At 59.3% G+C, this 23,194-nt stretch carries 23 protein-coding genes and 1 pseudogene; 9 read left to right on the top strand and 15 right to left on the bottom strand.

Annotated elements, in window-relative coordinates:
* Window positions 1–18: 18 nt before the first annotated feature.
* Entirely contained in the window at window positions 19–672 is a 654-nt protein-coding gene (locus BJ917_RS11055) for a response regulator transcription factor (RefSeq protein ID WP_096510195.1), read from the bottom strand.
* A 146-nt stretch (window positions 673–818) separates the two neighbouring features.
* A complete protein-coding gene (locus BJ917_RS11060) occupies window positions 819–2,273 on the bottom strand; it encodes a sensor histidine kinase (protein ID WP_305955479.1) in 1,455 nt (484 codons plus the stop codon).
* A gap of 419 nt (window positions 2,274–2,692) precedes the next feature.
* On the opposite strand from BJ917_RS11060, the gene BJ917_RS11065 reads away from it, so the two are divergent.
* Window positions 2,693–3,667, top strand: a complete 975-nt coding sequence (locus BJ917_RS11065; protein WP_096510196.1) for a LysR family transcriptional regulator — start codon at window positions 2,693–2,695, stop codon at window positions 3,665–3,667.
* Here the strand turns inward: BJ917_RS11065 and BJ917_RS11070 are convergent.
* From BJ917_RS11070 to BJ917_RS11095, 6 genes are all read right to left on the bottom strand, one after another.
* Complete coding sequence (locus BJ917_RS11070; protein WP_121103362.1) at window positions 3,643–4,071, bottom strand: nuclear transport factor 2 family protein; 429 nt, start codon at window positions 4,069–4,071, stop codon at window positions 3,643–3,645. The genes BJ917_RS11065 and BJ917_RS11070 overlap by 25 nt on opposite strands.
* A 26-nt stretch (window positions 4,072–4,097) precedes the next feature.
* The gene (locus BJ917_RS11075; RefSeq protein WP_121103363.1) at window positions 4,098–4,829 is read right to left on the bottom strand and encodes an SGNH/GDSL hydrolase family protein; all 732 of its coding nucleotides are present in this window, start codon (window positions 4,827–4,829) and stop codon (window positions 4,098–4,100) included.
* Window positions 4,830–5,179: 350 nt separating this feature from the next.
* Window positions 5,180–5,584, bottom strand: a complete 405-nt coding sequence (locus BJ917_RS11080) for a hypothetical protein (protein ID WP_121103364.1) — start codon at window positions 5,582–5,584, stop codon at window positions 5,180–5,182.
* 271 nt (window positions 5,585–5,855) lie between these two features.
* A complete protein-coding gene (locus tag BJ917_RS11085; RefSeq protein WP_305955480.1) occupies window positions 5,856–6,176 on the bottom strand; it encodes a type II toxin-antitoxin system YafQ family toxin in 321 nt (106 codons plus the stop codon).
* Entirely contained in the window at window positions 6,136–6,426 is a 291-nt protein-coding gene (locus tag BJ917_RS11090) for a type II toxin-antitoxin system RelB/DinJ family antitoxin (RefSeq protein ID WP_096510200.1), read from the bottom strand. Before BJ917_RS11090 ends, BJ917_RS11085 begins: the two co-directional genes overlap by 41 nt.
* Before the next feature lie 417 nt (window positions 6,427–6,843).
* Complete coding sequence (locus BJ917_RS11095; RefSeq protein WP_096510202.1) at window positions 6,844–7,425, bottom strand: chorismate mutase; 582 nt, start codon at window positions 7,423–7,425, stop codon at window positions 6,844–6,846.
* Between the two features lie 144 nt (window positions 7,426–7,569).
* Here BJ917_RS11095 and solA point away from each other — a divergent pair, with 144 nt between their 5' ends.
* Complete coding sequence (solA, locus tag BJ917_RS11100) at window positions 7,570–8,748, top strand: N-methyl-L-tryptophan oxidase (protein ID WP_121103366.1); 1,179 nt, start codon at window positions 7,570–7,572, stop codon at window positions 8,746–8,748.
* A 9-nt stretch (window positions 8,749–8,757) separates the two neighbouring features.
* On the opposite strand, the gene BJ917_RS11105 is transcribed toward solA, so the two are convergent.
* Window positions 8,758–9,048, bottom strand: a complete 291-nt coding sequence (locus BJ917_RS11105; protein WP_096510204.1) for a hypothetical protein — start codon at window positions 9,046–9,048, stop codon at window positions 8,758–8,760.
* 170 nt (window positions 9,049–9,218) lie between these two features.
* Here BJ917_RS11105 and BJ917_RS11110 point away from each other — a divergent pair, with 170 nt between their 5' ends.
* Entirely contained in the window at window positions 9,219–10,565 is a 1,347-nt protein-coding gene (locus BJ917_RS11110) for a hypothetical protein (protein ID WP_121103367.1), read from the top strand.
* 114 nt (window positions 10,566–10,679) lie between these two features.
* Here the strand turns inward: BJ917_RS11110 and BJ917_RS11115 are convergent.
* Together BJ917_RS11115 and BJ917_RS11120 are read right to left on the bottom strand one after the other, a co-directional pair.
* Window positions 10,680–10,952 (bottom strand): annotated as a pseudogene (locus tag BJ917_RS11115) (methyl-accepting chemotaxis protein); the annotation flags it as partial.
* Window positions 10,953–11,343: 391 nt separating this feature from the next.
* Window positions 11,344–11,787, bottom strand: a complete 444-nt coding sequence (locus BJ917_RS11120) for a hypothetical protein (protein WP_121103368.1) — start codon at window positions 11,785–11,787, stop codon at window positions 11,344–11,346.
* Window positions 11,788–12,121: 334 nt separating this feature from the next.
* Here BJ917_RS11120 and BJ917_RS11125 point away from each other — a divergent pair, with 334 nt between their 5' ends.
* The gene (locus BJ917_RS11125) at window positions 12,122–12,616 is read left to right on the top strand and encodes a cupin domain-containing protein (RefSeq protein WP_096510207.1); all 495 of its coding nucleotides are present in this window, start codon (window positions 12,122–12,124) and stop codon (window positions 12,614–12,616) included.
* Between the two features lie 446 nt (window positions 12,617–13,062).
* Here BJ917_RS11125 and BJ917_RS11130 read toward each other — a convergent pair whose 3' ends face one another.
* Window positions 13,063–13,428 (bottom strand): hypothetical protein, encoded by a 366-nt coding sequence (locus tag BJ917_RS11130; protein ID WP_096515299.1) that lies wholly within the window; start codon window positions 13,426–13,428, stop codon window positions 13,063–13,065.
* Window positions 13,429–14,003: 575 nt separating this feature from the next.
* On the opposite strand from BJ917_RS11130, the gene BJ917_RS31755 reads away from it, so the two are divergent.
* Window positions 14,004–14,207 carry a hypothetical protein gene (locus tag BJ917_RS31755; protein ID WP_147432565.1) on the top strand — a complete coding sequence of 68 codons (204 nt, stop codon included), beginning with the start codon at window positions 14,004–14,006 and terminating at the stop codon, window positions 14,205–14,207.
* 153 nt (window positions 14,208–14,360) lie between these two features.
* Here the strand turns inward: BJ917_RS31755 and BJ917_RS11140 are convergent, their stop codons facing one another.
* Window positions 14,361–14,633: a hypothetical protein gene (locus BJ917_RS11140; RefSeq protein ID WP_096510209.1), complete on the bottom strand. Its 273-nt coding sequence runs from the start codon at window positions 14,631–14,633 to the stop codon at window positions 14,361–14,363.
* Window positions 14,634–15,074: 441 nt separating this feature from the next.
* On the opposite strand from BJ917_RS11140, the gene BJ917_RS11145 reads away from it, so the two are divergent.
* The 3 genes from BJ917_RS11145 to BJ917_RS11155 all read left to right on the top strand — a co-directional run bounded on the left by BJ917_RS11145 (window position 15,075) and on the right by BJ917_RS11155 (window position 17,957).
* Window positions 15,075–16,436: an MATE family efflux transporter gene (locus tag BJ917_RS11145; RefSeq protein WP_121103369.1), complete on the top strand. Its 1,362-nt coding sequence runs from the start codon at window positions 15,075–15,077 to the stop codon at window positions 16,434–16,436.
* 150 nt (window positions 16,437–16,586) lie between these two features.
* Window positions 16,587–17,267: a phosphoribosyltransferase gene (locus BJ917_RS11150; protein WP_096510211.1), complete on the top strand. Its 681-nt coding sequence runs from the start codon at window positions 16,587–16,589 to the stop codon at window positions 17,265–17,267.
* A 120-nt stretch (window positions 17,268–17,387) separates the two neighbouring features.
* Window positions 17,388–17,957: a YceI family protein gene (locus BJ917_RS11155; protein WP_096510212.1), complete on the top strand. Its 570-nt coding sequence runs from the start codon at window positions 17,388–17,390 to the stop codon at window positions 17,955–17,957.
* Window positions 17,958–18,052: 95 nt separating this feature from the next.
* On the opposite strand, the gene BJ917_RS11160 is transcribed toward BJ917_RS11155, so the two are convergent.
* Window positions 18,053–21,469, bottom strand: coding sequence for an Ig-like domain-containing protein (locus tag BJ917_RS11160; RefSeq protein ID WP_121103370.1), 3,417 nt, complete (start codon window positions 21,467–21,469; stop codon window positions 18,053–18,055).
* Window positions 21,470–21,880: 411 nt separating this feature from the next.
* Between BJ917_RS11160 and BJ917_RS11165 the strand changes: the two genes are divergently transcribed.
* Window positions 21,881–22,603, top strand: coding sequence for a GNAT family N-acetyltransferase (locus BJ917_RS11165; protein ID WP_096510214.1), 723 nt, complete (start codon window positions 21,881–21,883; stop codon window positions 22,601–22,603).
* A 138-nt stretch (window positions 22,604–22,741) separates the two neighbouring features.
* On the opposite strand, the gene BJ917_RS11170 is transcribed toward BJ917_RS11165, so the two are convergent.
* A complete protein-coding gene (locus tag BJ917_RS11170; protein ID WP_096510215.1) occupies window positions 22,742–23,182 on the bottom strand; it encodes a hotdog fold domain-containing protein in 441 nt (146 codons plus the stop codon).
* Window positions 23,183–23,194: the final 12 nt, after the last annotated feature.

The raw sequence follows: 23,194 nt of genomic DNA on the forward strand, positions 1-23,194 counted from the left end.
CAGTATACGTGGGTATAGTCACCTGATAGCCGGCTGAGCCGAGATCACCTCCGCCATGCGTACCAGATCGGCAAATGAACGAGCACCCATTTTGCGCATGGCCTGGCCGCGATGAATCTTCACGGTGATTTCGCTCAGGCCGATTTCCCCGGCAATTTGCTTGTTCATCAAGCCAGAGGCCGCCAGTGCCATCACCGTTTGTTCCCGGGCCGTCAGGGTCTGGTGGCGCGTACGCAACTGGTCGGCGTAGTGTTCGGATTCACGGCGCTGTTTGTCACGGGTGTGGGCGGCGCACACCGCATCGATCAGGTCCTGTTCGCGGAAGGGCTTGGTCAGAAAGTCCACCGCGCCGGCTTTCATCGCCCGCACGGTCATGGCGATGTCACCGTGCCCGGTAATGAACACGATGGGCACGTTGATGCCGGCGGCGGCCAATTCGTTTTGAAAGTCCAGCCCACTGCTGCCTTGCAGTCGTACATCCAGTACCAGGCAACTGGCGGTGTCCGGGCGTGTGTATTTCATGAACTCGGCGACCGAGCCGAACAACTCGACCCGCAAGCCGATGGAGCGCAACAGACTGCCGAGGGATTCGCGCAGCGGCGCATCGTCGTCAACGATGAAAACCATGGATTCGCTTAAGGTGGTTTTATGGAGGGGATGTTGTTCGTTCATTGCTTGTTCCCAAGGGGTTGGACATGCAACCGTCCTGCGCTGTGTTCCTTGCGAAGGGCGCTACATTAAGTGCGTGCGGGGCTTGCGACACTCCTACCTGCGGGTAGCCGATCAATACCTTGGCATGCCTGCGTCATACCTTTGTATTAAATGGCTGCGGCGTAGCCCGAATCGTTGACGACCCGTATCGGCAGGGCAAACAGAAACGAGCTGCCCTGGCCGATGGTACTGGTGGCCCAGATCCGTCCTTCATGGAAATCGATGATCGAACGGCAAATGGACAGCCCCATGCCCAGACCGTTTTCCTTGGTGGTGAAGAAAGGCATGAACAGCTGCGGCAGGATCTCGGCGGGAATACCCGGGCCATGATCAGTCACTTCCAGCACGGCTTCGTTGTCCTTGACCCAGGTACGAACGCTCAGGGAACGCTCGCACGGGTCCACCGCGTCCATGGCCTGGCACGCATTGATGATCAGATTGATGATCACTTGCTGCAGTTGCACGCGATCGGCACTGACCTGGCCGCCGAATGCGGTCAGCTCGATAATTGGATTGATCTTGTGATGGGCCAGTTCATAGCGGACCAGGGTCAGGGTTTCGTTGACAATCTCGTTGAGCGACTCGTTCTGGCGCAGCGGGTCACACTTGCGCGACAAGGCCCGGACGCGGCGCGTGATCTCGCTGGCGCGATGGGAATTGACAATGATTCGGTCGAGTGACTGGCGAGCTTCGATCAGTTCGGGCACCGGGCGGCTCAGCCAATTGCGGCAGGCTTCGCCACTGCTGGTGATCGCCGCCAGCGGCTGATTGACTTCATGGGCGATGGACGCCGCCAGTTCACCCAGGGACGTGACGCGGGAGACATGGGCCAATTGGGTCTGGGCCCGGCACAGCGCTTCTTCGGCCTGTTTGCTGGCGGTCACGTCGCGTAACGCGCCCAGGTAGTCAACGTATCCGAGGTGGGTGTAGAGGGGGGTGGCGGTCAGGTGCACATGCTTGATGCGGCCATCGGGCATCAACAGGCGATGTTTGATTTCGATCAGCGGCTCATGGCGCGCAGCCTTATCGAAACCGGCCTGCACCAGCATGATGTCGGCTGGATGGGTTCGCGCCAGGATTATCGACAGCGTTGGCATGACATCTACCGGATACTCGAAGATCCGTGCCGACTGGTCCGACCAGGAGAGTCGTTCACGACCACTGCGAAAGCTCATGCAGCCTGTCTGGCTCAGTTGCTGGGAGCCGGAAAAATAAACGACTTTTTGGTGCAGGCCATCGCAGATTTTTTTGCAGCGCAACGCCAGCAACGTCATCGCTGCCAGCAACGTCAGGCCACGGAAAAAGTCCTCCGTCGATTCCCAGCGGTCAAACCCGCCGTGGTAGAAAAATACGGTCGTCAACAGCAGCATGCAGAACAGGGCGACCACGATCACCGTGCTGACCGAAACCAGGTTGATCGCCATCAACAGCACCGCAATGCACAGCGTTGCGACGGGGAGGTCGGTGCGGGTTTCGGTATTGACGATGATCCCGCAGGCCACGATCAGCCCCATCAGCCAGACCAGCAGGTTTTCAAACGGCTTGAGGCTGGTTGCGATCAAGGGGCGAGTCGTCCTTTGGCCTGAATTGAACAGCATCTTGCTCAAGCTACCTTTCAAAAATGTATGCGCGCTGCGTGTATTGGCAGGCTTGTCTGTTTTCGAATCGATCATGCGCGCCTCGTCTTTTTGTTCGGGCTGGGCGGAGAATCGCATCGCTATGCTAGGAGCTACGGTTCTCATTCGGTTAGGACAAAAAACCCGAAAAACCTGCCACTCCCCTGACTCGGTCAAGCGCTCGAAAGCATGCGCAAGTCATTTATTGCATTGGCTTTTTTGCTCCGTCGCTATACCCAGGTATCACCATGCGCACCTAACGCATGATCGTGCTGTCCCCATGTACGACAGACGTTTGTCATCGACGGCCATAACCTGTTCACGAACTTTCGAACTCAATGGCCTCGTGCCGGGTAGCGAACCTCATGAACAGAAATGACCTGCGTCGTGCCGACATCAACCTGCTGGTGGTTTTCGAGACGATGATGCATGAGCGAAATGTCAGCCGTGTCGGCGAAAAGCTGTTCCTCGGTCAACCCACCATCAGCGGTGCCCTGAGTCGATTGCGCGTGCTGTTCGATGACCCGCTGTTCATTCGTGCCGGACGGGTGATGGAGCCGACCGCGCGGGCCGAAGAGATTTTCGCCAACCTGGCACCGGCGCTGGACGGCATTGCCGCTGCGCTGAGCCGTTGCCAGCCGTTCGACCCGCGCACCAGCGAGACGACGTTTCACGTCGGGCTTTCCGATGATGTTGAATATGCGTTGCTGCCACGGCTATTACGGCACCTGCGCGTCGAGGCGCCGAACATCACCTTGATCGTGTTGCGTGTCGATCAGCAGCAGATGTCGCAGCGGTTGATGAACGGTGATATTTCCGTGGGCATCAGCCATACCCTCGACTTGCCGGCCAATGCACATCGCAAGGGCTTGCGGCCGATCCGGCCGATGCTGTTGCGAGCCGATATCCGGCCCGGCGCTCTGGGGCTGGAAGAGTTCTGCCGACGCCCCCACGCGGTAGTGTCGTCCATGGGCAATGCCACGGATGACACCGACCACGCGCTGGGCCGGCTGGGGCGGCAGCGCAAAGTCGTGCTGACCGTGCCGCAGTTCAGTGCCTTGCCGATGTTGCTGGCGCAAAGCGACCTGCTGGCAATCGTACCGGACTACGTGGCCAAGGCCATGACGTCAGTGGAGGGCGTGAGGGCCGAGCCGGCACCGTTGCCATTGCCGACACCGGAGTTGTCGATGGTCTGGCGCGCAGCGACGCACAGCGATTGCGGGCAACGCTGGCTGCGCTCAAGGTGCAGTGCGTTTTTCTGTGAGCCGGTCGAGTTGCAGATGGTGCCGAAGTCTCGACCGGCCTTGCACAACGATCAGGCTTTGCTGGCGGCCAGGTAAGCGCCCAGGCGCTTGCCCATTTCCTCGCCCAGGGCCTGCAAGCCGCTCATGGGCCGGACCATCACCTCGAAATCGACGATTTTCCCCTGTTCGTTGAAGCGGATCATGTCGATGCCCTTGAGCTGTTTCTCGCCGACCCTGGCGCTGAATTCGAGGATGACATTCAGGCCGTCGGCGCTCGCCAGTTCACGGTGGTAGGTAAAGTCTTCGAACACCTTGGATACCGTGTTGAGAATCATCGAAACCACCGGGGCACCGGGATACGGCGTATGCGCCATCGGTGAGCGGAACACGGCTTGTGGGTCCAGCAACCCTGGCAAGGCCTTCAGGTCGCCGGTGCGGATCATCGCGTGCCACAGGCTCAAGGACTCTGCGGCTTTGGGGTGCAGTTGCAGTTCAGACATGGTCAACTCCTGTTTTTTGTTGTTGTTCAAAGCGTGCCTGACGGGGTTCTTCCCAGGTGCCGGGCGATGACCTGCGCGGCGTCGCCTGCCCAGGCGCTGTAGATCGCCGGCCCCGGATGGAAACCGTCTGGCGCCATCGCACCGGCCACGGGTGCCAGGTGGGTCGTCAACAGCGTACAGCGATCCGTGCGATCTGCCAGTTCAGCGAGGCGCCCGTTAAATCGCGTCGCCCGGTTTCCCAGGTACCAACGCAGCGGTTGAGGCAATGCGGGAAATAAATGCATCGGTGGCAGAGGGGAGATGACGATCAGCCTGACGCCGAACTTGTCGGACAGTATCGCCAGCAACTGCTGTTGCCGGGTGACCCACTGATCCGCCGTCAGCGTACCGGTGACGTCATTGACGCCGATGGACAGCAGCGCCACATCGAAGGGCTCCGGCCCGTGCTGTTCGAGCAGTTCCAGCAAGGCTTGCGAATCAAGACCGGACCGCGCCCAGAGCTTCCAGCCAACTTGATACGCCCTGGCCAGGCGACTGACCACCTGACCGCTCAGGGCTTGCGCCTGCGTCGACGCCCCGACACCCGCCGCGGCGCTGTCGCCGAGAATCAACAGACGCAGAGGCTCGCCATCGCCGGCCAGGCCTTCGCGCTCACCCTCGGCCTCCGGCAATTTCGGCGTGATCCGGCGGGTGTAGGCGCCTTGCATCAGCAATAGGGGGCCGAGCATGATTTTGGCCAGGGCTTCGGTTTTGCTCATGTCAGGGGGTCCTGAGAGGGTGCCTTAGACTCGCTTAAAAAGCGTGCATGAAACAGTCCTGAATCCGCTGTAATGCTGTTTATCAGGAATGGAAATGGGGTGGTATATCCATTACCCAGGGGGGCGCTGGCGCGATTCCCTGTAGGAGCTGGCTTGCCTGCGAAGGCATCCGATCAGACATATGTTGACTGACCCACCGCTTTCGCTGGCAAGCCAGCTCCTACAGAGGATCGTGCATCCAACCAAACCAGGTCAGCCGGTAAACTCTGGAGACTGCTAAAAACGGGCAACAAAAAAACCGGCTGATCAGGCCGGTTTTTTTGTGGGGGACTGCGGTAGGGCAGTTGGGTTTATGCGACGCGGTTGCCTTGCAGGTGGTCGGAACCATCGGCAGCGACGCGGTTGCCTTGCAGGTGGTCGGAGCCATCGGCGGCGACGCGGTTGCCTTGCAGGTGATCGGAGCCATCGGCGGCGACGCGGTTGCCTTGCAGGTGGTCGGAACCATCGGCGGCGACGCGGTTGCCTTGCAGGTGATCGGAGCCATCGGCAGCGACGCGGTTGTCTTGCAGGTGGTCGGAGCCATCAGCCGCCACAGCGCGTTTTTCAAGCAGGCGATCAGAACCGCCCTCAGCCACACGGCTTTCAATCAGACGATCCGAGCCGCCTTCAGCGACTACAGGTTGAGCCGAGGTCGCAGCGAAAGCGTTCACTGCGAAGATCGAGAAAGCGATGCTGAGGAGGGTTTGGCGTTTCATGATCGTGTGCTCCAGGGTGTTGTCGGTGGGTATGGAGCTGATGTTACGCCGCACAGCTTTTAAGAGAACTTCATTGAGTCAATGGTAACTATTGATGCAGTCAATGGATGTGCAAAACCGCTCTATGTAGGAGCCGGCTTGCCGGCGAATGCGGTGGGTCAGTCACCATCAATGCTGAATGGCGCACCGCCTTCGCGAGCAAGCTTTGCTCCTACAGGGCTGCGCAAACGCCCGGGCGAATTGAAACGCCTACAGCAGGCGGCATACGGCGCTACTTGAACAGTTCGGAATGACTTCCAAGATCCACAAATGTAAGCAGGTCGAAACGTGTGTGTTCATAAATCAGCAGGAAGTCACCGCCGATGTGACACTCTCGAAATCCAGCCCAATCCCCCGTCAATGCATGATCCAGGTACTCGGCTGGCAATGGCTCCCCCAGAAAAAGCATCACCATCACCTGGCGAACTTCATTCATGTCACGGCGCCCGGAGCGTTTGTAACGTTCCCACGATTTCTTGAATTCCGAGGTCTGTGCGCATTGTTTGGGCAGCTCAGCGCGTTTTTGCTTTTTCTCCGGTTTCGCCATCAACATCCCCCAGCATTTCGTCTATCGAGTCGAACCGCTGACGAATATTTTTTGCTTCCATCATGGCGCGGGCCGTTTTCTCCGAAGGAACGCGTACCTCAAACGGAAGTCCCTGAGTCGCTACCACCTGACGAAGAAAAAGGCGCATGGCATCACTGATGCTCAGGCCACAAGCACTCAAAACTTCAGTGGCACGCGCTTTCAAATCCTCATCGATGCGGCAACGCACGTCTGTAGTTTTTAGTAGTGCACCCATGGTTATCACCTCATTGTTAATTTGTAGCTACATTGGCGCTACCTCGAACATTCTGGTTGAGTGGGGGCTTTTGGGTCAACTTCAGCTTGATGGGCGGTTCGAGAACGGGACTGGTAGCTGAGTTTCTCGTCCGGTATTTCAATGGTTAAAGCACGCCATGAATATCAGCCCGATCCTTATCGTATTTGGGAAGCGTCCTGACTCAATGCAGGAAATGGCGGGTAAAAATGGGCTTCATTTAAACGCCTACGAAAAAAGCCCGGCTGATCAGGCCGGGTTTTTTGGGGTATGGAGCAGAGCCGCTCTTCGTAGGAGCGAAGCTTGCTCGCGAAGGCGGTGGGTCAGTCACCATTAATGCTGAATGACATACCGCATTCGCGAGCAAGCTCGCTCCTACAGGTCCCGGTGTTTGTCCCTTTATTGATCGGTGACGCACAGCTCCCCGGTCGCCCGGATCAACGCCTGGCCATGCAGGGCATCCTTGATCAGGCCGGAGCGTTGTTCGGCCAACCAGTTGGGGCATTCCGGGTCGATGCGATAGGGTACGAAGTCGGCGTATTGCTGTAACAGACGGGTCTGCAATTCATCCAGTTTTGGCCGCAGTTGAGTGAGGTCTGGTCGAGGCAGGTCGGGCGCCTTGTGCGCCGCTTGCCATTGCGCGATCAAGCCGTACTGCACCAATTTGTTGGCTTCGATCTGTGCGGCGATCAGTTCGGCGGCGTCATCCGGGTCCAGGCTGCGCTCGACGGCCTGCTTCCTGGCGTTGGCGATCACCAACGCTTCCCGGGCGCTATCCTGGATCGGTTTACCACTGTCCCATTTGGTCAGCGCCACCTGATCGGCGATGTTCAGGCGCTCATTGATGGTGGCCAGCAATGGCCGCAAGGAATCGGGCGCCGTGGAAGGGGCCGCGTGGGCGACGCTGGTGAGTGAACAGGCAACCAGTAAAGCGGGTAGCGTGCAAGTCAGCAGTTGCGACAAGCGTGAGCAGTGGAACATAAGCAAACCTCTTGGGCATGGGATGCGCATCACGCAATGTGTAACACAGCCGAATCCGATGAACGATAGTTCAACAGGCTCTTTCGCACAGGCCTGGCTTTGGTGCAGGCTGCGACTTTGTCGTTTTTACCCAGGGAGGCGTAGATGGAAGACAGGTATGAAGTTGCGGTGTTGGGCATGGGGGCAATGGGCGCCGCCACCCTGTATCAATTGGCCAAGGCCGGGGTCAAGGTGATCGGCATTGACCGCCATCATCCCCCGCACGATCAGGGTTCAAGCCACGGTGATACGCGGATCACCCGGCTCTCGGTGGGCGAAGGCGCGGCGTACCTGCCTATTGTCCGCAACTCGCACCGGATCTGGCGCGAGCTCGAAGTGTTGTCCGGCGAGTCGTTGTTCGAACAGTGCGGCGTGCTGGTCATGACCTCCAGTGCCGATTATGACCCGAACGATCAAAGCGATTTCACCCAGCGCACCCTGCAACTGGCAAAAGCCAATGGCATCGAACATGAGGTGTTGTCAGCCGAGCAGATTCGCCAGCGCTTCCCGCAGTTTTCCCCGGTACTCGACACGGCTGTCGGGTATTTCGAACCCAGCGGCGGCTACGTCCGGCCGGAGCGCTGCATCGCGGTGCAATTGCAACTTGCCGAGGCGCGTGGCGCCACGCTGCTCAAGGGCGAAACCGTCACGCAGATCACCTCGCACGAGCAGGGCGTCACCGTCATCACCGACCAGCGCACGATCCACGCCGACAAGGTGGTGATCAGCGCCGGCATGTGGTCCAGGGACTTGCTTGGTGAACCCTTCGACCGCTTGCTCCGGGTCTGTCGGCAGAAGCTGTTCTGGTTCGAACTGGAAGAAGGCGCCCGTTTCGCCCCGGTGTCGCCGACCTTCATCTACTACCACGGCTCAGGCGACGAGGCCTCGAACTATGGTTTTCCGCCGTTGCCTGGCGAGGGCAGCCTGAAGGTCGCCACCGAGCAATACAGCGAAGAATCCTCGCCAGACACGCTGGACAGAACCATCAGCACAGCCGAAGCCCGGGACATGTACGACAGCCACGTGCGTGGCAAAATCGCCGGCGTCAGCGCGCGGGTGGTCAAGTCGGCGGTGTGTGCCTACACCGTCACCCCGGACAGCCACTTCATCATCGACGAACACCCGACCCTCAAACACACGCTGGTGGTGTCCGCCTGCTCGGGGCACGGCTTCAAACATTCCGCGGCATTGGGTGAGGCACTGGCGCAGTGGTGCGTGCAGGGCAGCAGTGAGCTGGACTTGTCGGCGTTCTCACTAAAACGCTTTGACGGGTTACTGGATTGATCGGTCGGTTCATCCAGCGGCGAGCAAACGCTCAACCTGCGCCAGCTCCCAGGTACTGAGCAAACCCACCGGGTCGGTGCCGTAGCGCTGCCCGCCATCGAACACCCGGCCGTCCGGGCTCTGGCAATTCAGGCAGTGGCGCAGGTGCACACCGTCCACATCAAGGGTCAGGCGCCAGCCTTCGATGTCGACATGTACCGGGCCGGCTTCAGGCTGCTCTTCGAGGCGCTTGAGTGGGCGAAGGCCCAGGGCGGCGTCGCGCAATGACTGGTAAACCTCGCGAGCGGTCAGGGGCGGCACAGGTGTCTCCGGTGTGTTTGCGGGGGGACAGGATAGATGAAGGGCCGACCGATGTTGAGCACGAAAAAGCCCGTCTGATCAGGCCGGTGCAATATTCGGCCTACACTCATCCACGGACGCTGCAATCCCGGCGGCCACGGGATTCGATGACGACGCACGGGCAGGCGCAGATGAAACCCATCAAACTGATCGTATTCGGTCTGGCATTGGCTGCCGCAAGCTTTTGCGCTCACGCCTACGAATCCGATCTTCACTACGGATTGACCTACTGGCTGGCCACTCAAGCGGGCTTCGATCCCCTGCAAAGCCAGGAAATCGCACGGCAAAACGAACTCACCGACACCGGCATGCTCGACGCCAAGCATGCCATTATCTGGGACCTCTGCATCCTGCAGGATACAAGAGCCAGTTTGTTGACCCGGGCACTTCATTTTCGTGCCAAGCGTGAGCCTCCGGCGAGTCCGGCAGAGCGGCCGGTCAATTCCACCGCTCGCTATGCGATGGGGCAGTCCAACAGCATGATCGTCGAGCCCCATCATGAAGACCCTGATCTTCAGAGCAAATTCGGTCAGGCACTCCACGGCTGGCAGGACTCTTTTTCCCATGCGGGCGTCAGCAATACTTTCTTCCTGTGCCCGGACAACTGGATCTGGTCGCACCCGGTCGACAAGGGCAGTGTGTTCTCCCACGCCGCGGATCAGACCTGGATGGACGTGAAGAAATGCACGATGGCCGCGTCCAGCACCTATGACCTCTTGCTCCGGTATCGAGCGCCATTGACACTCGGTACTCAACCCAAGGATTGGAAAGACCTGGTAGCGCCGGTTGACGCCTTCTGCCGGGCGTCGACCAAGGTGCAAAAAGCAGACTGGTTCAAGGCCGAGCGCGTACCCCAAGCCGAGGCCATCGCGAAAAACACCAGCCTGGACGACGGCGGCCACAGTTTCTTCAAGGCGCCCAGGATTGACTTGCGCCGTGGCGTTCCCTCGCTCAATGCAGTCCCGGCAAACGTACCCGAGTATGAGCAACAGGAACCGGGCTGGCTGCCGGCTATCGAGATGGATGAGAAACTCCAGGCGTTGCTGATGAATCCGCAGACCAACGCATCGCCGCAAGCGCAAGCCTATGCACGGGGATTCCTGAAGGCCTGGCTCACCGCACCGCCGGAGCAGCTGCCGGAAGCACTTGCCCCGTTCCTGGGGAAGAGGGTCCTCAGCCAGGATGACGAGTTGATCACGCGCTTGCGGCGCCTGCGCCTTAAAGACCAAGGGCACCCGGAAGCGGCGAATGCCAAGTCAGGGCGTATCAACCCGGACGATTACGTCACGCTCAATGGCGACAACTGGACCACTGGGCTGATCCCGGTCCGCGGGTCGAAAGCCGAAGCACTCGTCACAGACTGGGGGCATGAAATCCTGGTAATCGCCATTCTGCGAAATGCCCCCAACGAAGTGCTGATGGTCGTGACCACCCAGGATTTTGAACCCAAGGCGATATCCAGTCTGATTTTTCACTGAGTTTTGCTGCACGGGGGCAGGTCCCCCCCGATCCCCTGTAGGCGCTGGCTTGTCGGATCGCCGCACCGCAGCGAAGACGGCGGATCAGCCAACAATGATGTGGAAGGCAAGCGCACTTTCAATAACCCCCTCGGCCTGATTGATGTGCAACGCCGCCATCACCATCAAACCCACGCCCAGGCAACACCGCATGAACCGCGTGCCGCCGATGGCGCGATACAACGCCGTCAACACCACACTCGTGCCACCGCCCACCAGCAGCGCCTGTAAGAACGTGTCGTGCCAGAACGCCAGACCCAACGCGAAGACAAACATCAGCCAGATCAGGCCCAGCATGATCCTGTCGGCTTTGCGGTAGTGCTCAAGGAAGCGAGGGGGGAAGGGCATTCATGCTGACTCCGTGTCACTGAACGGAGTGAGGCAGAGGGGATGGTGCTTGGGTAAGTCAGACATTGGCCCTGTGGCGAGGGAGCTTGCTCTTGTAGCGCTCGAGTACGGGAACGGTGCAACGGGAGCAAGCTCCCTCGCCACAGGGTCATTGACTGTTTTTGGTTTGGTTGAGGTGTCTGTGAGAAGTGGGGAGAGCGTAGCTGTTAGCCATCATCTTGGAGCGGGCGACGTCGTTCGGGGGACACATTGGCAGAAATAGAGGCAAGTCATGCTGAATCGGCGGGGTGGCGTTGGGAACCAACCGTACTGCAACCGGTCTTGCCGTACCAAAACGAAAAAGCCCGGCTGATCAGGCCGGGCTTTTTTTGTGTGCGATATTGCGATTCAATCAAGCGACGCGGTTGCCTTGCAGGTGGTCGGAACCATCGGCGGCGACACGATTGCCTTGCAGGTGATCGGAGCCATCGGCGGCGACGCGATTGCCTTGCAGGTGATCCGAACCATCGGCGGCGACGCGATCGCCTTGCAGGTGATCCGAGCCATCAGCGGCGACGCCATTGCCTTGCAAGTGGTCGGAACCATCGGCGGCGACGCGGTTGCCTTGCAAGTGGTCGGAGCCATCGGCGGCGACGCGGTTGCCCTGCAGGTGGTCAGAGCCATCAGCCGCCACAGCGCGTTTTTCGAGCAGGCGATCAGAACCGCCCTCAGCCACACGGCTTTCAATCAGACGATCCGAGCCGCCTTCAGCGACCACAGGTTGGGTCGAAGTCGCGGCGAAAGCGTTCACTGCGAAAACCGAGAAAGCGATGCTGAGGAGGGTCTGGCGTTTCATGATCGTGTGCTCCGGGGTGTAATGGGTTGGTATGGAGCAGATGTTACGCCGCGGATTTTTTAAGAGAACTTCATTGATGTGATGGTGAACATCGATGGTATCGATAGGGCGAGTGGTCTGCCGCTGGTGAGCGTGATGATGGCGTACCTTGGCAAATCGGTTTTTTGCAGACATTGATTACATTGCGTATCAACTGTAATGCGCGATAGCGTCATTATCAGGAGTGCAAAACACAAATACAGTCAGTCGGAGGATCCTGTATCAAGCCCGCCGGATTAACGGGTGGTGCAGGTGACGATGTTAATTTATTGACTGCGTAGTTGAGGTGTCTTTGATGATTCAGCGCACGATGAAAACAACTTTCCTGGCAACACTTCTTCTCGCAAGTGCAGCCATGCCATTCGTCCAGGCACAACCATTGCCACTCGGTAAAACCGGTGCTTTATATAATGAAGAGGTGGAATGGCGCAGCTTTCCAGCTTTCCCCAAAGAAGTAAAACTGGCCGTCCTGGTTGGCGACCCCAGCAAACCAGCACCCTACGTTGTGCGAGTCAAAGTGCCAAACGGCATCAAACTAATGCCCCATACACATCCTGAAGATCGTATCTATACCGTTATGTCCGGTGTTTTCTATATTGGTTTCGGTTCTGTCTTTGATCCGGACAAGCTGGTTGCTTATGGTCCGGGTAGCGTGGTGATACTCCCGGCTAATACACCACACTTCCACTGGGCCAGATCAGGAGAGTACATCTCACAAGTTTACGGATTCGGCCCGCTGGGCATCGAGTATATCGATAGCCATGATGATCCTCGTAATACATCGAAGTGACACCTGCTCGCGAAGACGATCTACAAGCCAGTCAGACTTTTGTGAATGTACCCAATCCACGTAGGAGCAAGGCTCGCCAGCGAAGGCGGCCAGACAGCCAACCAATCTCCCGCAGATGTATTCGGTTCAACTGTGGGAGCGAGCCTGCTCGCGAAGACGGTTGCTCAGTCACCAATGGCATTGAATGCAACGCCGCGATCGTCAGATCACCGTCCGGAGCAAGCTCGCTCACAATAAGGTTTCGAGAAATTGCGCCGACCAGTGTTTCATCTTTTCGGCAATGAAAAGGAGCAAAATACCAGCCAAAATAAATCCGTCGCTTTATTCCTCTGCGAAGGCTCAGTGAGGTCGTAGTGATTCGTTTCGAAAGACAATTGGGCAGTTGAACACGAAAAAACCCGGCTGATCAGGCCAGGTTTTTTTTGTGTTTCGGTCAGGCGATTTGTTTATGCGACACGGTTGCCATTCAGGTGATCTGAACCATCAGCGGCCACGGTGTTGCCTTGCAAGTGGTCGGAGCCGTCGGAGGCGACGGTGTTGCCTTGCAAGTGGTCGGAGCCGTCGGAGGCGACGGTGTTGCCTTGCAAGTGGTCGGAGCCGTCGGAGGCAATGGTATTGCCTTGCAGGTGATCAGAACCATCGGCAGCAACAGCGCGTTTTTCGAGCAGGCGATCCGAACCACCTTCAGCCACACGGCTTTCAATCAGACGATCCGAGCCGCCTTCAGCGACCACAGGTTGAGTCGAAGTCGCGGCGAAAGCGTTCACTGCGAAAACCGAGAAAGCGATGCTGAGGATGGTTTGGCGTTTCATGATCATGTGCTCCGGGGGTGTTGTCAGTTGGTATGGAGCAGATGTTACGCCGCAGGATTTTTAAGAGAACTTCATTGAGTTGATGGTGACTATTGATGCAGTCAATGGATGCAAAAACAGGACTTTTTGTAGCGGCAGGCGCCAGCTGCTACAAGCTGTGCGTACGCCAGTGGCTACTGCTCTGTGACGGGCATCAGGTGTTCTTCTGGCCATCGAAGCGTAGGCGCCAATCAAAAGTCATGAAAAACCCGGCTGATCAGGCCGGGTCCTTCGTGCGAACTGACCTGCCTGGTCTACAGCCTCACCGCAAAAAAACGGAGATCTGCTATTGCATTAGTAATCTACAGTTCACTGATGGCAGGTTGTCATAGGGAGGCCTGATGATGCGAAGTTCACTTGTGCATTCGAGACTTTGTTTTTGTTGTTTAGTGAGTGTTGTAACAATGGGGCTGACCGCTTGCTCCAGCAACGCCCCCCCTAAACAAATCATTCGGCCACCTGAGGATGACAGTGAAACTTCGACTGTGCGTATCACTACCAATTGGAAAGAGCACGCGCTTAGCAAAGTGGGGTGCATGGAGCACGCCAAAGCCGTTCTGACACAAGCGAAATATTTTGTTGACGCAGGGGAACGCTCAATCTTTGGGTTGCGTGAAGGCATGACGTTTTCAATTCGCTGCGACTACGAAGGCGTTGCTTTTTTCGCCGTGGCTTATCGCCACAGACCAAGTGTTGAAACTCAGAATCGGATTATGGACGAAGTCATGACGCGGTTTTAAGAAACTCAGGCCAGCGGTACAGGGTTTTATTATGTGCCCATCGCGACTCGAAAGTATGTATGAAGGTCAAGGCGTCACAGCGGGAGCAAAAACCGGGGGCGGGCTTATTTAGTGGTCGGGGAAATAACGGGCGCGCTCGGCGCCCGTTTTCATTTACTCCGCAGTCTGCGCCCGCAAACGCCGCCCGATTACATCCATCAAGTCACACCCATCGCGCAACGGAATGGCCAACAGCTTGGAAAAGTCCGACAACACCACCGTGTCGCAGCCAATCTCAGCGCGAAAGGCAATGTTCTCCAGCACCTGCGTAACCGCACGAATCCGGTAATCCGCCGTGGCTTGCAGAACGTCGAGTGGGGCTTGGGTGTCGATGAGCTGGGAGGCCGGAACCAGGTCGATTCCGGTGAGAGGCATGTATCTTTCCATGGTTGAAACTCTCTGTTTGATTGGCTTGTCGCTATCACTCAGTCGTCGCCAAACGATTGGGTGGCAGCTGTGCGCAGGTTGGCGAACCGGGAACAGAGAAACCGGCAGACCCGAAGGTCTCCCGCGCACAGCCGCCATGACAGCGGCTTTGCGGGTGCGATGATACCTGCAATTAAGCGGATAGCTCTCGCATTCTCTGTTATCAGGTCGCCAAACCTGAATCGCCATTTGGGCGACGGGGTGGACTATAAGTCACACAAGATCAGCCCAGATAGGTGAGCACTTCCGAACTTCATGTAGGACCCGTGTTGATGAAACTTCAGACCTTTCACCTCCCTCCACTGGCATTCCAAACACAGACCTGAGATGTTCAATGCCCCCGTGGTTTCAGCCACCGAAGCTATCCTCAATCAACACGCCAGCACCCGAGACGGACCCTCAATGCAAACCCCAACCAAACCCCAACGCCCCCTCTGGCAAACCTACCTCCTGTTCCTCGCCCCGATGGTCCTGTCGAACTTCCTGCAATCCATGTCCGGCACTGTCAACAGCATCTACATCGGCCAAATGCTCGGCACCCAGGCCTTGGCCGCTGTGTCCGGCATGTTCCCCATCGTCTTCTTCTTCATCGCCCTGGTCATCGGCCTCGGCGCTGGCGCCGGGGTGCTGATCGGCCAGGCCTGGGGCGCGCGCGAGCCGCATCTGGTGAAGGCCATTGCCGGCTCGACGTTGTTGTTGGGGCTGTTGATCGGGTTGGTGGCGGCGGTGGTGGGCAGTGTGTTTGCGCGGTCTTCGTTGGTGGGGTTGGGGACGCCGGGGGATGTGCTGGACGATGCGGTTTCGTATGCCCATGTGATGTTGTGGTTCATGCCGTCGCTGTTGGTGTTTGTGTTGTTCACGCAGTTGCTGCGCGGGGTGAGTGACACGTTTTCGCCGTTGTTGGCGTTGCTGGTGTCGACCGTCATCGGGCTGGTGCTGACGCCGGTGTTGATTCGCGGCTGGTTCGGCTTGCCGATGCTGGGGATTCAGAGTGCGGCGTTTGCCGGGTTGGCGGGGAACCTGGCGGCGATGGGGTGGCTGGCGTGGCGGTTGATTCGCAAGGGGCATCCGTTGGCGCCGGATCGGGAGTTTTTTGCGGCGATGAAGCTGGATTGGGTGATCCTTGGCAAGGTGCTGCGCATCGGCTTGCCGACCGGGTTACAGATGGTTGTGTTGTCGCTGTCGGAGTTGGTGATTCTGGCGTTGGTGAACCAGCACGGTTCCCAGGCGACAGCGGCGTACGGGGCGGTGACGCAGATCGTCAATTACGTGCAGTTCCCGGCGCTGTCGATTGCGATCACGGCGTCGATCCTTGGGGCGCAGGCGATTGGGGCAGGGCGCATCGAGCGGATCGGACCGATTTTGCGGACGGGGTTGATGATCAATGTGTGTTTGACCGGTGGGCTGGTGGTGTTGGGGTATTGGCTGTCGCACTGGCTGCTGGGTTCGTTCCTCACCGAGGAGGCGACGCGGAGCATGGCCGAGCACCTGTTGCACATCATGCTCTGGAGCCTGTTGGTGTTTGGCTTTCAGGCGATCATCGGCGGGATCATGCGTGCCAGCGGAGCGGTGATGGTGCCGGTGGCGATTTCGATTGTGTGCGTGGTGGGCGTGCAGTTGCCGGTGGCGTACCTGCTGGATGCGCGGTTCGGGTTGCAAGGGGTGTGGATGGCGTTTCCGGTGGCGTATCTGGGGATGCTGGCGTTGCAGACGCTGTATTACAAAATGATTTGGCAGCATCAGAAGATTGAGCGGTTGGTGTAGGGGCTTGAGAGGTGTGTATTGCTGCTGGCGTCATCGCGAGCAGGCTCGCTCCTACAGGGATCTGCTTGCCGCCGGCCACCGTCGCGCCGAGAATTCATGGGTGGGGTGAAGTGTTAACCGACAGGCGTGATCGCCTGGGGAGGTTTTCAAATGAATCATTCATCGCAAACCATCCTGCAAAATCGCGCCGCCGCCGGTCGGCGCCTGGTGGAACCGCTGCTCCCATACGCCCGTCGCGCCGATGTCATCGTCCTGGCTTTGCCCCGTGGCGGGGTGCCGGTGGCTTATGAGGTGGCCACGGCCCTGGCGGTGCGCCTGGACCTGATGCTGGTGCGCAAGCTCGGGGTGCCGTCGCACCAGGAGTTCGCCATGGGCGCCATTGCCGGTGGCGGCATTCAGGTTCTCAACGAACAGGCGTTGCGGGCGCACCCGATTGATAAAGCCGCGTTCGATGCCGTGGTCGCCCGGGAGACGCGGGAACTGGCGCGCCGTGAGCAGGCGTATCGCGGATCCCGCGCGCCGTTGCAACTCAAGGATCAGGTGGTGATCCTGATCGACGACGGCCTGGCAACCGGCGCGTCGATGATGGCAGCGATCCATGCAGTGCGCGAGCACGGGCCGTCGCGGATTGTCGTCGCCGTGCCCGTGGCCCCCATTGAAACCGCCGAGGCGTTGCGCAGTGAAGTGGATGAGCTGATCTGCCCGCTGATCCCCGATTGGCTGATGTCCATCGGTTATTGGTACATGGATTTTTCCCAGACGTCGGATCAGGAGGTCATGGATCTATTGCAACGGGCGTGGCAGCGAGAGGCTGGCGACAGCGCGTCATGAATGTGATGGCGTCGGCTGTTCAAGGTGGAATAAACAACTGTTCTTTGCTTTAGTCCTCCTGATGCCGGCTTGTGTGTACGGCACTTCAACCCATGAGGGCGCCCCGGCCCGGAGTGTTCCATGAACTCTCGATTCCCGCGTTTCCCTGCTTTGCTCGCTATCGTGGCACTCGGTGTGTTGCCCGACGCTGGTGCGGTCGAATACACCGACGTCAACCCCACGGCCAGTACCATCAGTTTCACCTACAACCAGATGGGCTCGAGGGTCTATGGCACCTTCGGCAAGTTCCAGGGTTCCCTGCAGTTCGATACCCGCCACCCCGAAGCGGCGCACGCCAAATTGACCATCGACCTCGAAAGCATCGATGCCGGCAGCGAAGACGCCAATACTGAATTGCAAAAGCCGGCGTGGTTCGACACCGCCCAATATCCGGTAGCGACCTTTGAGTCGGCCCGATTCAAGGCCATTGGCAACAACCGCTACCAGATCACCGGCAAGCTCACACTCAGAGGGCTGAGCCGGGAAGTGTCGGTACCGGTCTTGCTGAAAGAGGAAAACGCCATCGGCATTTTCGAAGGCGAGCTGAAGCTGGAGCGCAATGATTTCAAGATCGGTGAAGGCGAATGGGCCGATACGGTTGTTTCCAACGAGATCAATATCCGCTTTCGGATGGTCGCTCCGCAGCGCTAGTGGGTGGGCACGCCCAATCCGAGTGAGCGCATTCGCGACGTAAACGATCAACGCCCGGTCCACATTGCATGGACCGGGCGCCAGTCAACGTTACATCAGTGCGCCGCGATGGGCGCCGTCACCGACTTGCCGAAGGTCGAGGTGATGGTCACGGTCGGGTTCGGTGTCGGGCCGGCGCCGGTGGTGCTGGCCGATACCCTCCAGCGAGCCCCGGTGCCGGTCGGCGTGAGGATCGCGTTACCGAGGTTGAGCGGGCCGGCGGTCGTCGTCGCCGTGACCGTCAGCGTGTTGCCCGTACCCCGTGAAGTGGTCCCGGCCAGGTCCCAAGTGTAGCGGTTGTTGCTGCGCACGGTGACGGTCGCACTGGTCACCACCAGGTCTTCGTTGACCGCCGGTGCAGGCGTCACCGCCACGGAGACGGTTGCCGGTGGCGAGACCGCATCCTTGGCATCGCTGGCCTGGTAGGTGAAGGTCGCGGTGAACGGCGCGGGGGCAGTGGCTGGTGGTGTGTAGATCACACGCACGCCGTCGGTGGTGACCGTGCCCTGGCCGGAGTCCGGTTGACTCAGGCCCACCACTTTGAGCGGCAGGTTACCGTCCGGATCGGTGTCGTTGGCCAACACGTTGATGGTCACCGCTTGCCCGTTGCTGCTGGCCGCGCTGTCAGGATTGGCCACGGGTTTTTTGTTCTCGCCTTCGTTGTTGTTATCGTCACCGGTGCCACCGCTGCGGAAGGTCGGCAGCGCCGCGGTGTTCACGTAGGTGACGCCGTCCCAGCCGGGCAGGGGCGTTGGCATCAACTGGAACTGACCCGGGTGCTCGACATCCCAGCGCAGCAGCATCGAGTTGTCTTCGTGCTGGGTGTTGTGGCAGTGCTCCATGTAGGTGCCGGCAAACTCGCGGAAGTGAATCGCCATTTCCACATCCACCGAACTGTCGAGGCCGTCGCCGATGCGGTACACGTCCTTGCGCGCCCATTTTTCCCATTCCGGCGGTGCCTTGCCGTCGCGGCTGAGGATGATCCCTTCCTCGAAGTGCACGTGCACCGGATGGCTCCAGCCGTTGCCGCCATTCTTGATTTTCCACACTTCGAGGGTGCCGTCACCGGAGAAGCCGGCATCGGTCGGGCCGTTGGCCAGTTGCGGGGCGGCACTCAGGCGGCGAGGGTCCATGGTGTAGCCAAAGCCACCGTCGGTCTTGACGGTCCATGGCGCTTCGTCGGTGCCATCGGAGCGACCGAACGTGAACTCGCGATGCCGCGCCACTTTGAGCTTGGCCTGGTCGGCCGGGTTATCACGATCGATGGTCAATGGAATCATGAATTTGCCTGCCGCCTTGCCTGGCTTGGCGGGCTCGTAATCGGCCGGGTTCATGCTCACATCCGTGCCGCTGTAAGGCTGCACGATCAATTGCAGGAACTTGCCCACCACCGGGTCGCCCTTGTCCCACTCCGGTCCTTTGCTGCCCTGTTTGATCACCGCCTTGTATTTCTCGGACAGCACGTCGGCCAGGCTCAGCGCGTTTTTCTCAGGACCCTTGCCGGTCTTGTGCTCCAGGAGGTTGACGAAGTACAGCTTGTCGCCGACGTTGATCCCGTTTTTCGCGAAGTTGACGATGATGTCGTAGCGTTCGGCGATGCCTTGCACCGGCAAGATGGCGTTGTGGTTTTGCAGGTTACCGTCGCCGTCCAGGTCCATGCTGCCGTCGAACGGCACCGTATGGGCCATGAGGTTGCCGTCGTTGGCGATCATGTGGAACGGTACGCGATTGTAGGACACGTTGGAGCCGGAAGGCCCCGGGAACTCACCGCTGTTGCCGGCCACTTCACGCACCAGGGCAATCTTCACGTAGCGCGATACCGAGCCGTTGAGAATGCGGAAGCGGTAGCTGCGTGCGCGCACTTTGAGTTTCGGCTGGTACTGCCAGTTGACCAGCATCTGATCGCCGAGGAAGCCGTCGGTGTTGAACGGGTTGAACCACAGTTGGCCGTTGGCGTCCCAGGCCTTGTCGGCCACCACCAGGTTGACGTCGTAGTCACGGTTGCCCCAGGGCAGCGCCGAGCCGCTGGGCAGGCGCAGGTTGACGCCGTCTTCGATCGCCTCGTTACCGCGATCCAGCGCGCTGTAGTAGTTCATCATCACCGCGTTGCCCTTGTAGACGTTCTGCGCGGTGAAATCGAGCATGTGGTCGTGGAACCAGTGGGTGCTCATGGTTTCGCGCCAGTCGCCGCGAATCTTGATCGTGCCGTTCTGGCAGGTTTTCAGGCCTGGCGAGGCGTCGTTGACGTACAGCGTTTCGCCCGGCGCGCACGGGAAGGCCGCGCGTGGGTCCGACGCGGTGGTGTTGATGGTGTCGTAACCGGCCAGCTGCATCGGCCAGCGATAGTCGTAGTACTGCCCCGGAAAGAAAAACGCGTTGGCGTAGCCATCACTCTCGGCAGGGGAGTGGCCGTTGTGTTCGTGGGTGCTGATGGTGTGCAGGCCGAACCCCATGTTGGCGGCGGGGTCGATCGGCAGGGCGTTGTAATGACGCATCATCAGGGGTTGGCCATAACGCACCATGAGCAGTTTGGGCGGCACGGTGCCGTCGAAGGTCCACAGCGCATTGTGATTCTGCACCGGCATGTTCGAATGGAAACGCACGTCGATGCCCTTGGTGGTGCCTATCGTGGTGGGGATGTCGGAGGTCTGGTAGTAAAGCCCGCCAGGGCCGAATTCACCGACGGCGTAGTTGTGCAATTGCTTGCGGTCGCGCAAGCCCATGTTGGTCCGGGCGCCGGCTTGCACGGTTTTGTAGGCGGTCTGCGGATAGAACTCGTTCCAGCGCTGGTGCGACCAGCCTTTTCCTGGTGGACGGCCTTCGGCCGGCGAACCTACCGGGTGGCGGTTGAGGAAGGCTTCGATCTGCGCCTGCCAGGGGTTGCGGTCCAGCACGTTGGAGTACTGCGACGGATACGGGAACAATCCCGGTTGGCGCATGAAAGCCTCCAGCGCGGCGCTGGATGGACCACTGCGGGCGATGCTGTTCGGGTCCTGTTGCGGCGCCGGGCCGGCGGTGGGGACCGGGAAGGTCAAGGTCGGTGGCGGAGTCGTCGGGTCGAGTTTTTCCGGGCCGAATTCTTCGAACAGCAGCAATTGCTGGGTGAAGGGTTGCGCCCCGAACAACGGGCTGGGTTTGCCGTTGGTGGGGTAGTTGAACGAGGTCTGCGCGGACGGCGGCAGCACGTTGTCGGCACGGGGTGTGTTCTTGTCGCCGTACACGCCGTTGGGCAGGGCGATCGAGCCCTGGTTGGCTTCGGGCATGGATTTCAAGGCTTCCAGTTCAGCCGCTGCTTCAACCGGATCGGTGGCTGGATTGGAGTAGGCCGAGGGGTCTGTCGGTGGCGGCTGGCTGACATCGTCGATGGGGGCTGCGCTGACTGAGGTCAGGCTGGCGGTGATCAGCATGACAGAGGCCACGCTGGACCTCCGCCAGAAGCTGATCGAACTGAATACGGGTGTTGTTCTTTTCATATGATTCCCCTGAGATTTGCCAAATTGGCGAATCCGCCATCCCGACGTGGGGGACGACTGCACTTGCGGTGCAAGGGCCGGTGCAACTGTTGGGCCATCATCGAGCACTAGGACAAAAGTCCCGATTAATTAGCAAGTTGTTTCAGAGTGTTGCTCCGGTGTGGCGGTCAGTGGTGGGGAATATTCCTCAGTTACGGGGAAAATTCCCTTATTTCATTGGGTTACTTTCACCACTCGCGGGTGGGTTGGGCAAAATGAGTGGTTCACATAAGAAAACGAGAGGCATTATCAAATGATTTGCCCGGGCATCAGACGCCTTCGCAGGCCGGTCGGAGTAATGCCGTTCGGCGCGGTATGATAGGCAACCCCGCGACGAACGCTTTGCACCCATCCCCGGAGTCAGCCCCCGCAATGCCCCAGATCACTCATTTCAAAACCCCGTGCCCCGAGCACATCAACAGCCAGATCCTGCAGATGGTGGTGGACAACCTGACCGACATCAGCATGGTCGCGATCCCTCCGAGCAATCTGTTGTACAACGTTTACCAATACGCGATCGGCTACGAGGTTCACCTGTATCTGGAGGCGTTGAACGGGGCGAAAGGGATCGATGTGGAGTTGATTGTCGCCACCGACCTGGATGACCCGGAGCAGGTCGTCGGATTCCTGTTGTACCTGCCCGTCAAGGACGATCCCGAGGCGTGCGGCGTGGCTTACATGGCGGTGCATGCCAGCCATCGGCGCCAGGGCGTTGCGCGCAGGATGCTGCGAGAAATGGTCGGTCGATATCCCCATGCCGAACTGACGTGCGCGGTGGCCAAGGTGCCGTATTTCGAGGCGATGGGTTTTGAAGTGGTGGGCGTGCGCGCGACCCAGGTATTGATGAACACCCGCGACCACGGCAGCGACGGCTTGATGGCGCTGCTGGACGTGGCGTCGATCTACAGCTCGCTGGAGGTGCGGCAGATTCATACGTACCTGCTGCAAAAACACGGCAAGCGGGCAATGGTCGATGCGGAGAAGCAGCGGGACCGGCATCTGGACCAGCTGACGCGCAAGGCCAATGAATTCGTGCGCGAGCGGTTGGGGGAGGGGGCGGTGCCGGTGAGTGGGCCGCGGTTGCGGTTGGTCTGATTACCCTCTGCCAACTCGGTCAACTGTGGGAGCGAGCCTGCTCGCGAAAGCGGTGTTTCAGTCGACATAGGAATTGCCTGACACACTGCTTTCGCGAGCAGGCTCGCTCCCACAAGTCATCTGCATCCGGCCTCAGGATCAGGACAACTTCACATTCATCGTAATCCGCGCCGTGAACACCTTCTTGCCTTCAACATCGTGAATGTCCACCGGCACGATCTTGTCGCCCTCCGTCGTCCAGTCCACCGCCTCGCCATCAGCCACCGCCGTCACATCACTCTTGGCCTTGGCCAGGTATTCCACCGTCATGCCCTTGGGAATCCAGCGCGCGCCTGCGGGGATGGACACGTCGGTCATCATTCCGGCGGCCAGTTCGGCAGCGTTGCACATCGCAATCGCGTGAACGGTGCCCAGGTGGTTGGTGATCTCCCGGGCAAACGGCACCTGAACGATGGCCGAGCCTTTGCGCAGGTCGGTGACCAGGGGGTTGATGGTGGAGAAATAGGGCGCCACCTGGCAGGCCATTTTGCTGAATGATTCCGGGCCTGCGCTGTTGAACATGCTGAGGAACTGACTCATGTTGAAGCCTCT

This window comes from Pseudomonas sp. WPR_5_2, from assembly GCF_003634475.1.
In the GTDB taxonomy this organism is placed as follows: Bacteria; Pseudomonadota; Gammaproteobacteria; order Pseudomonadales; family Pseudomonadaceae; genus Aquipseudomonas; species Aquipseudomonas izuensis.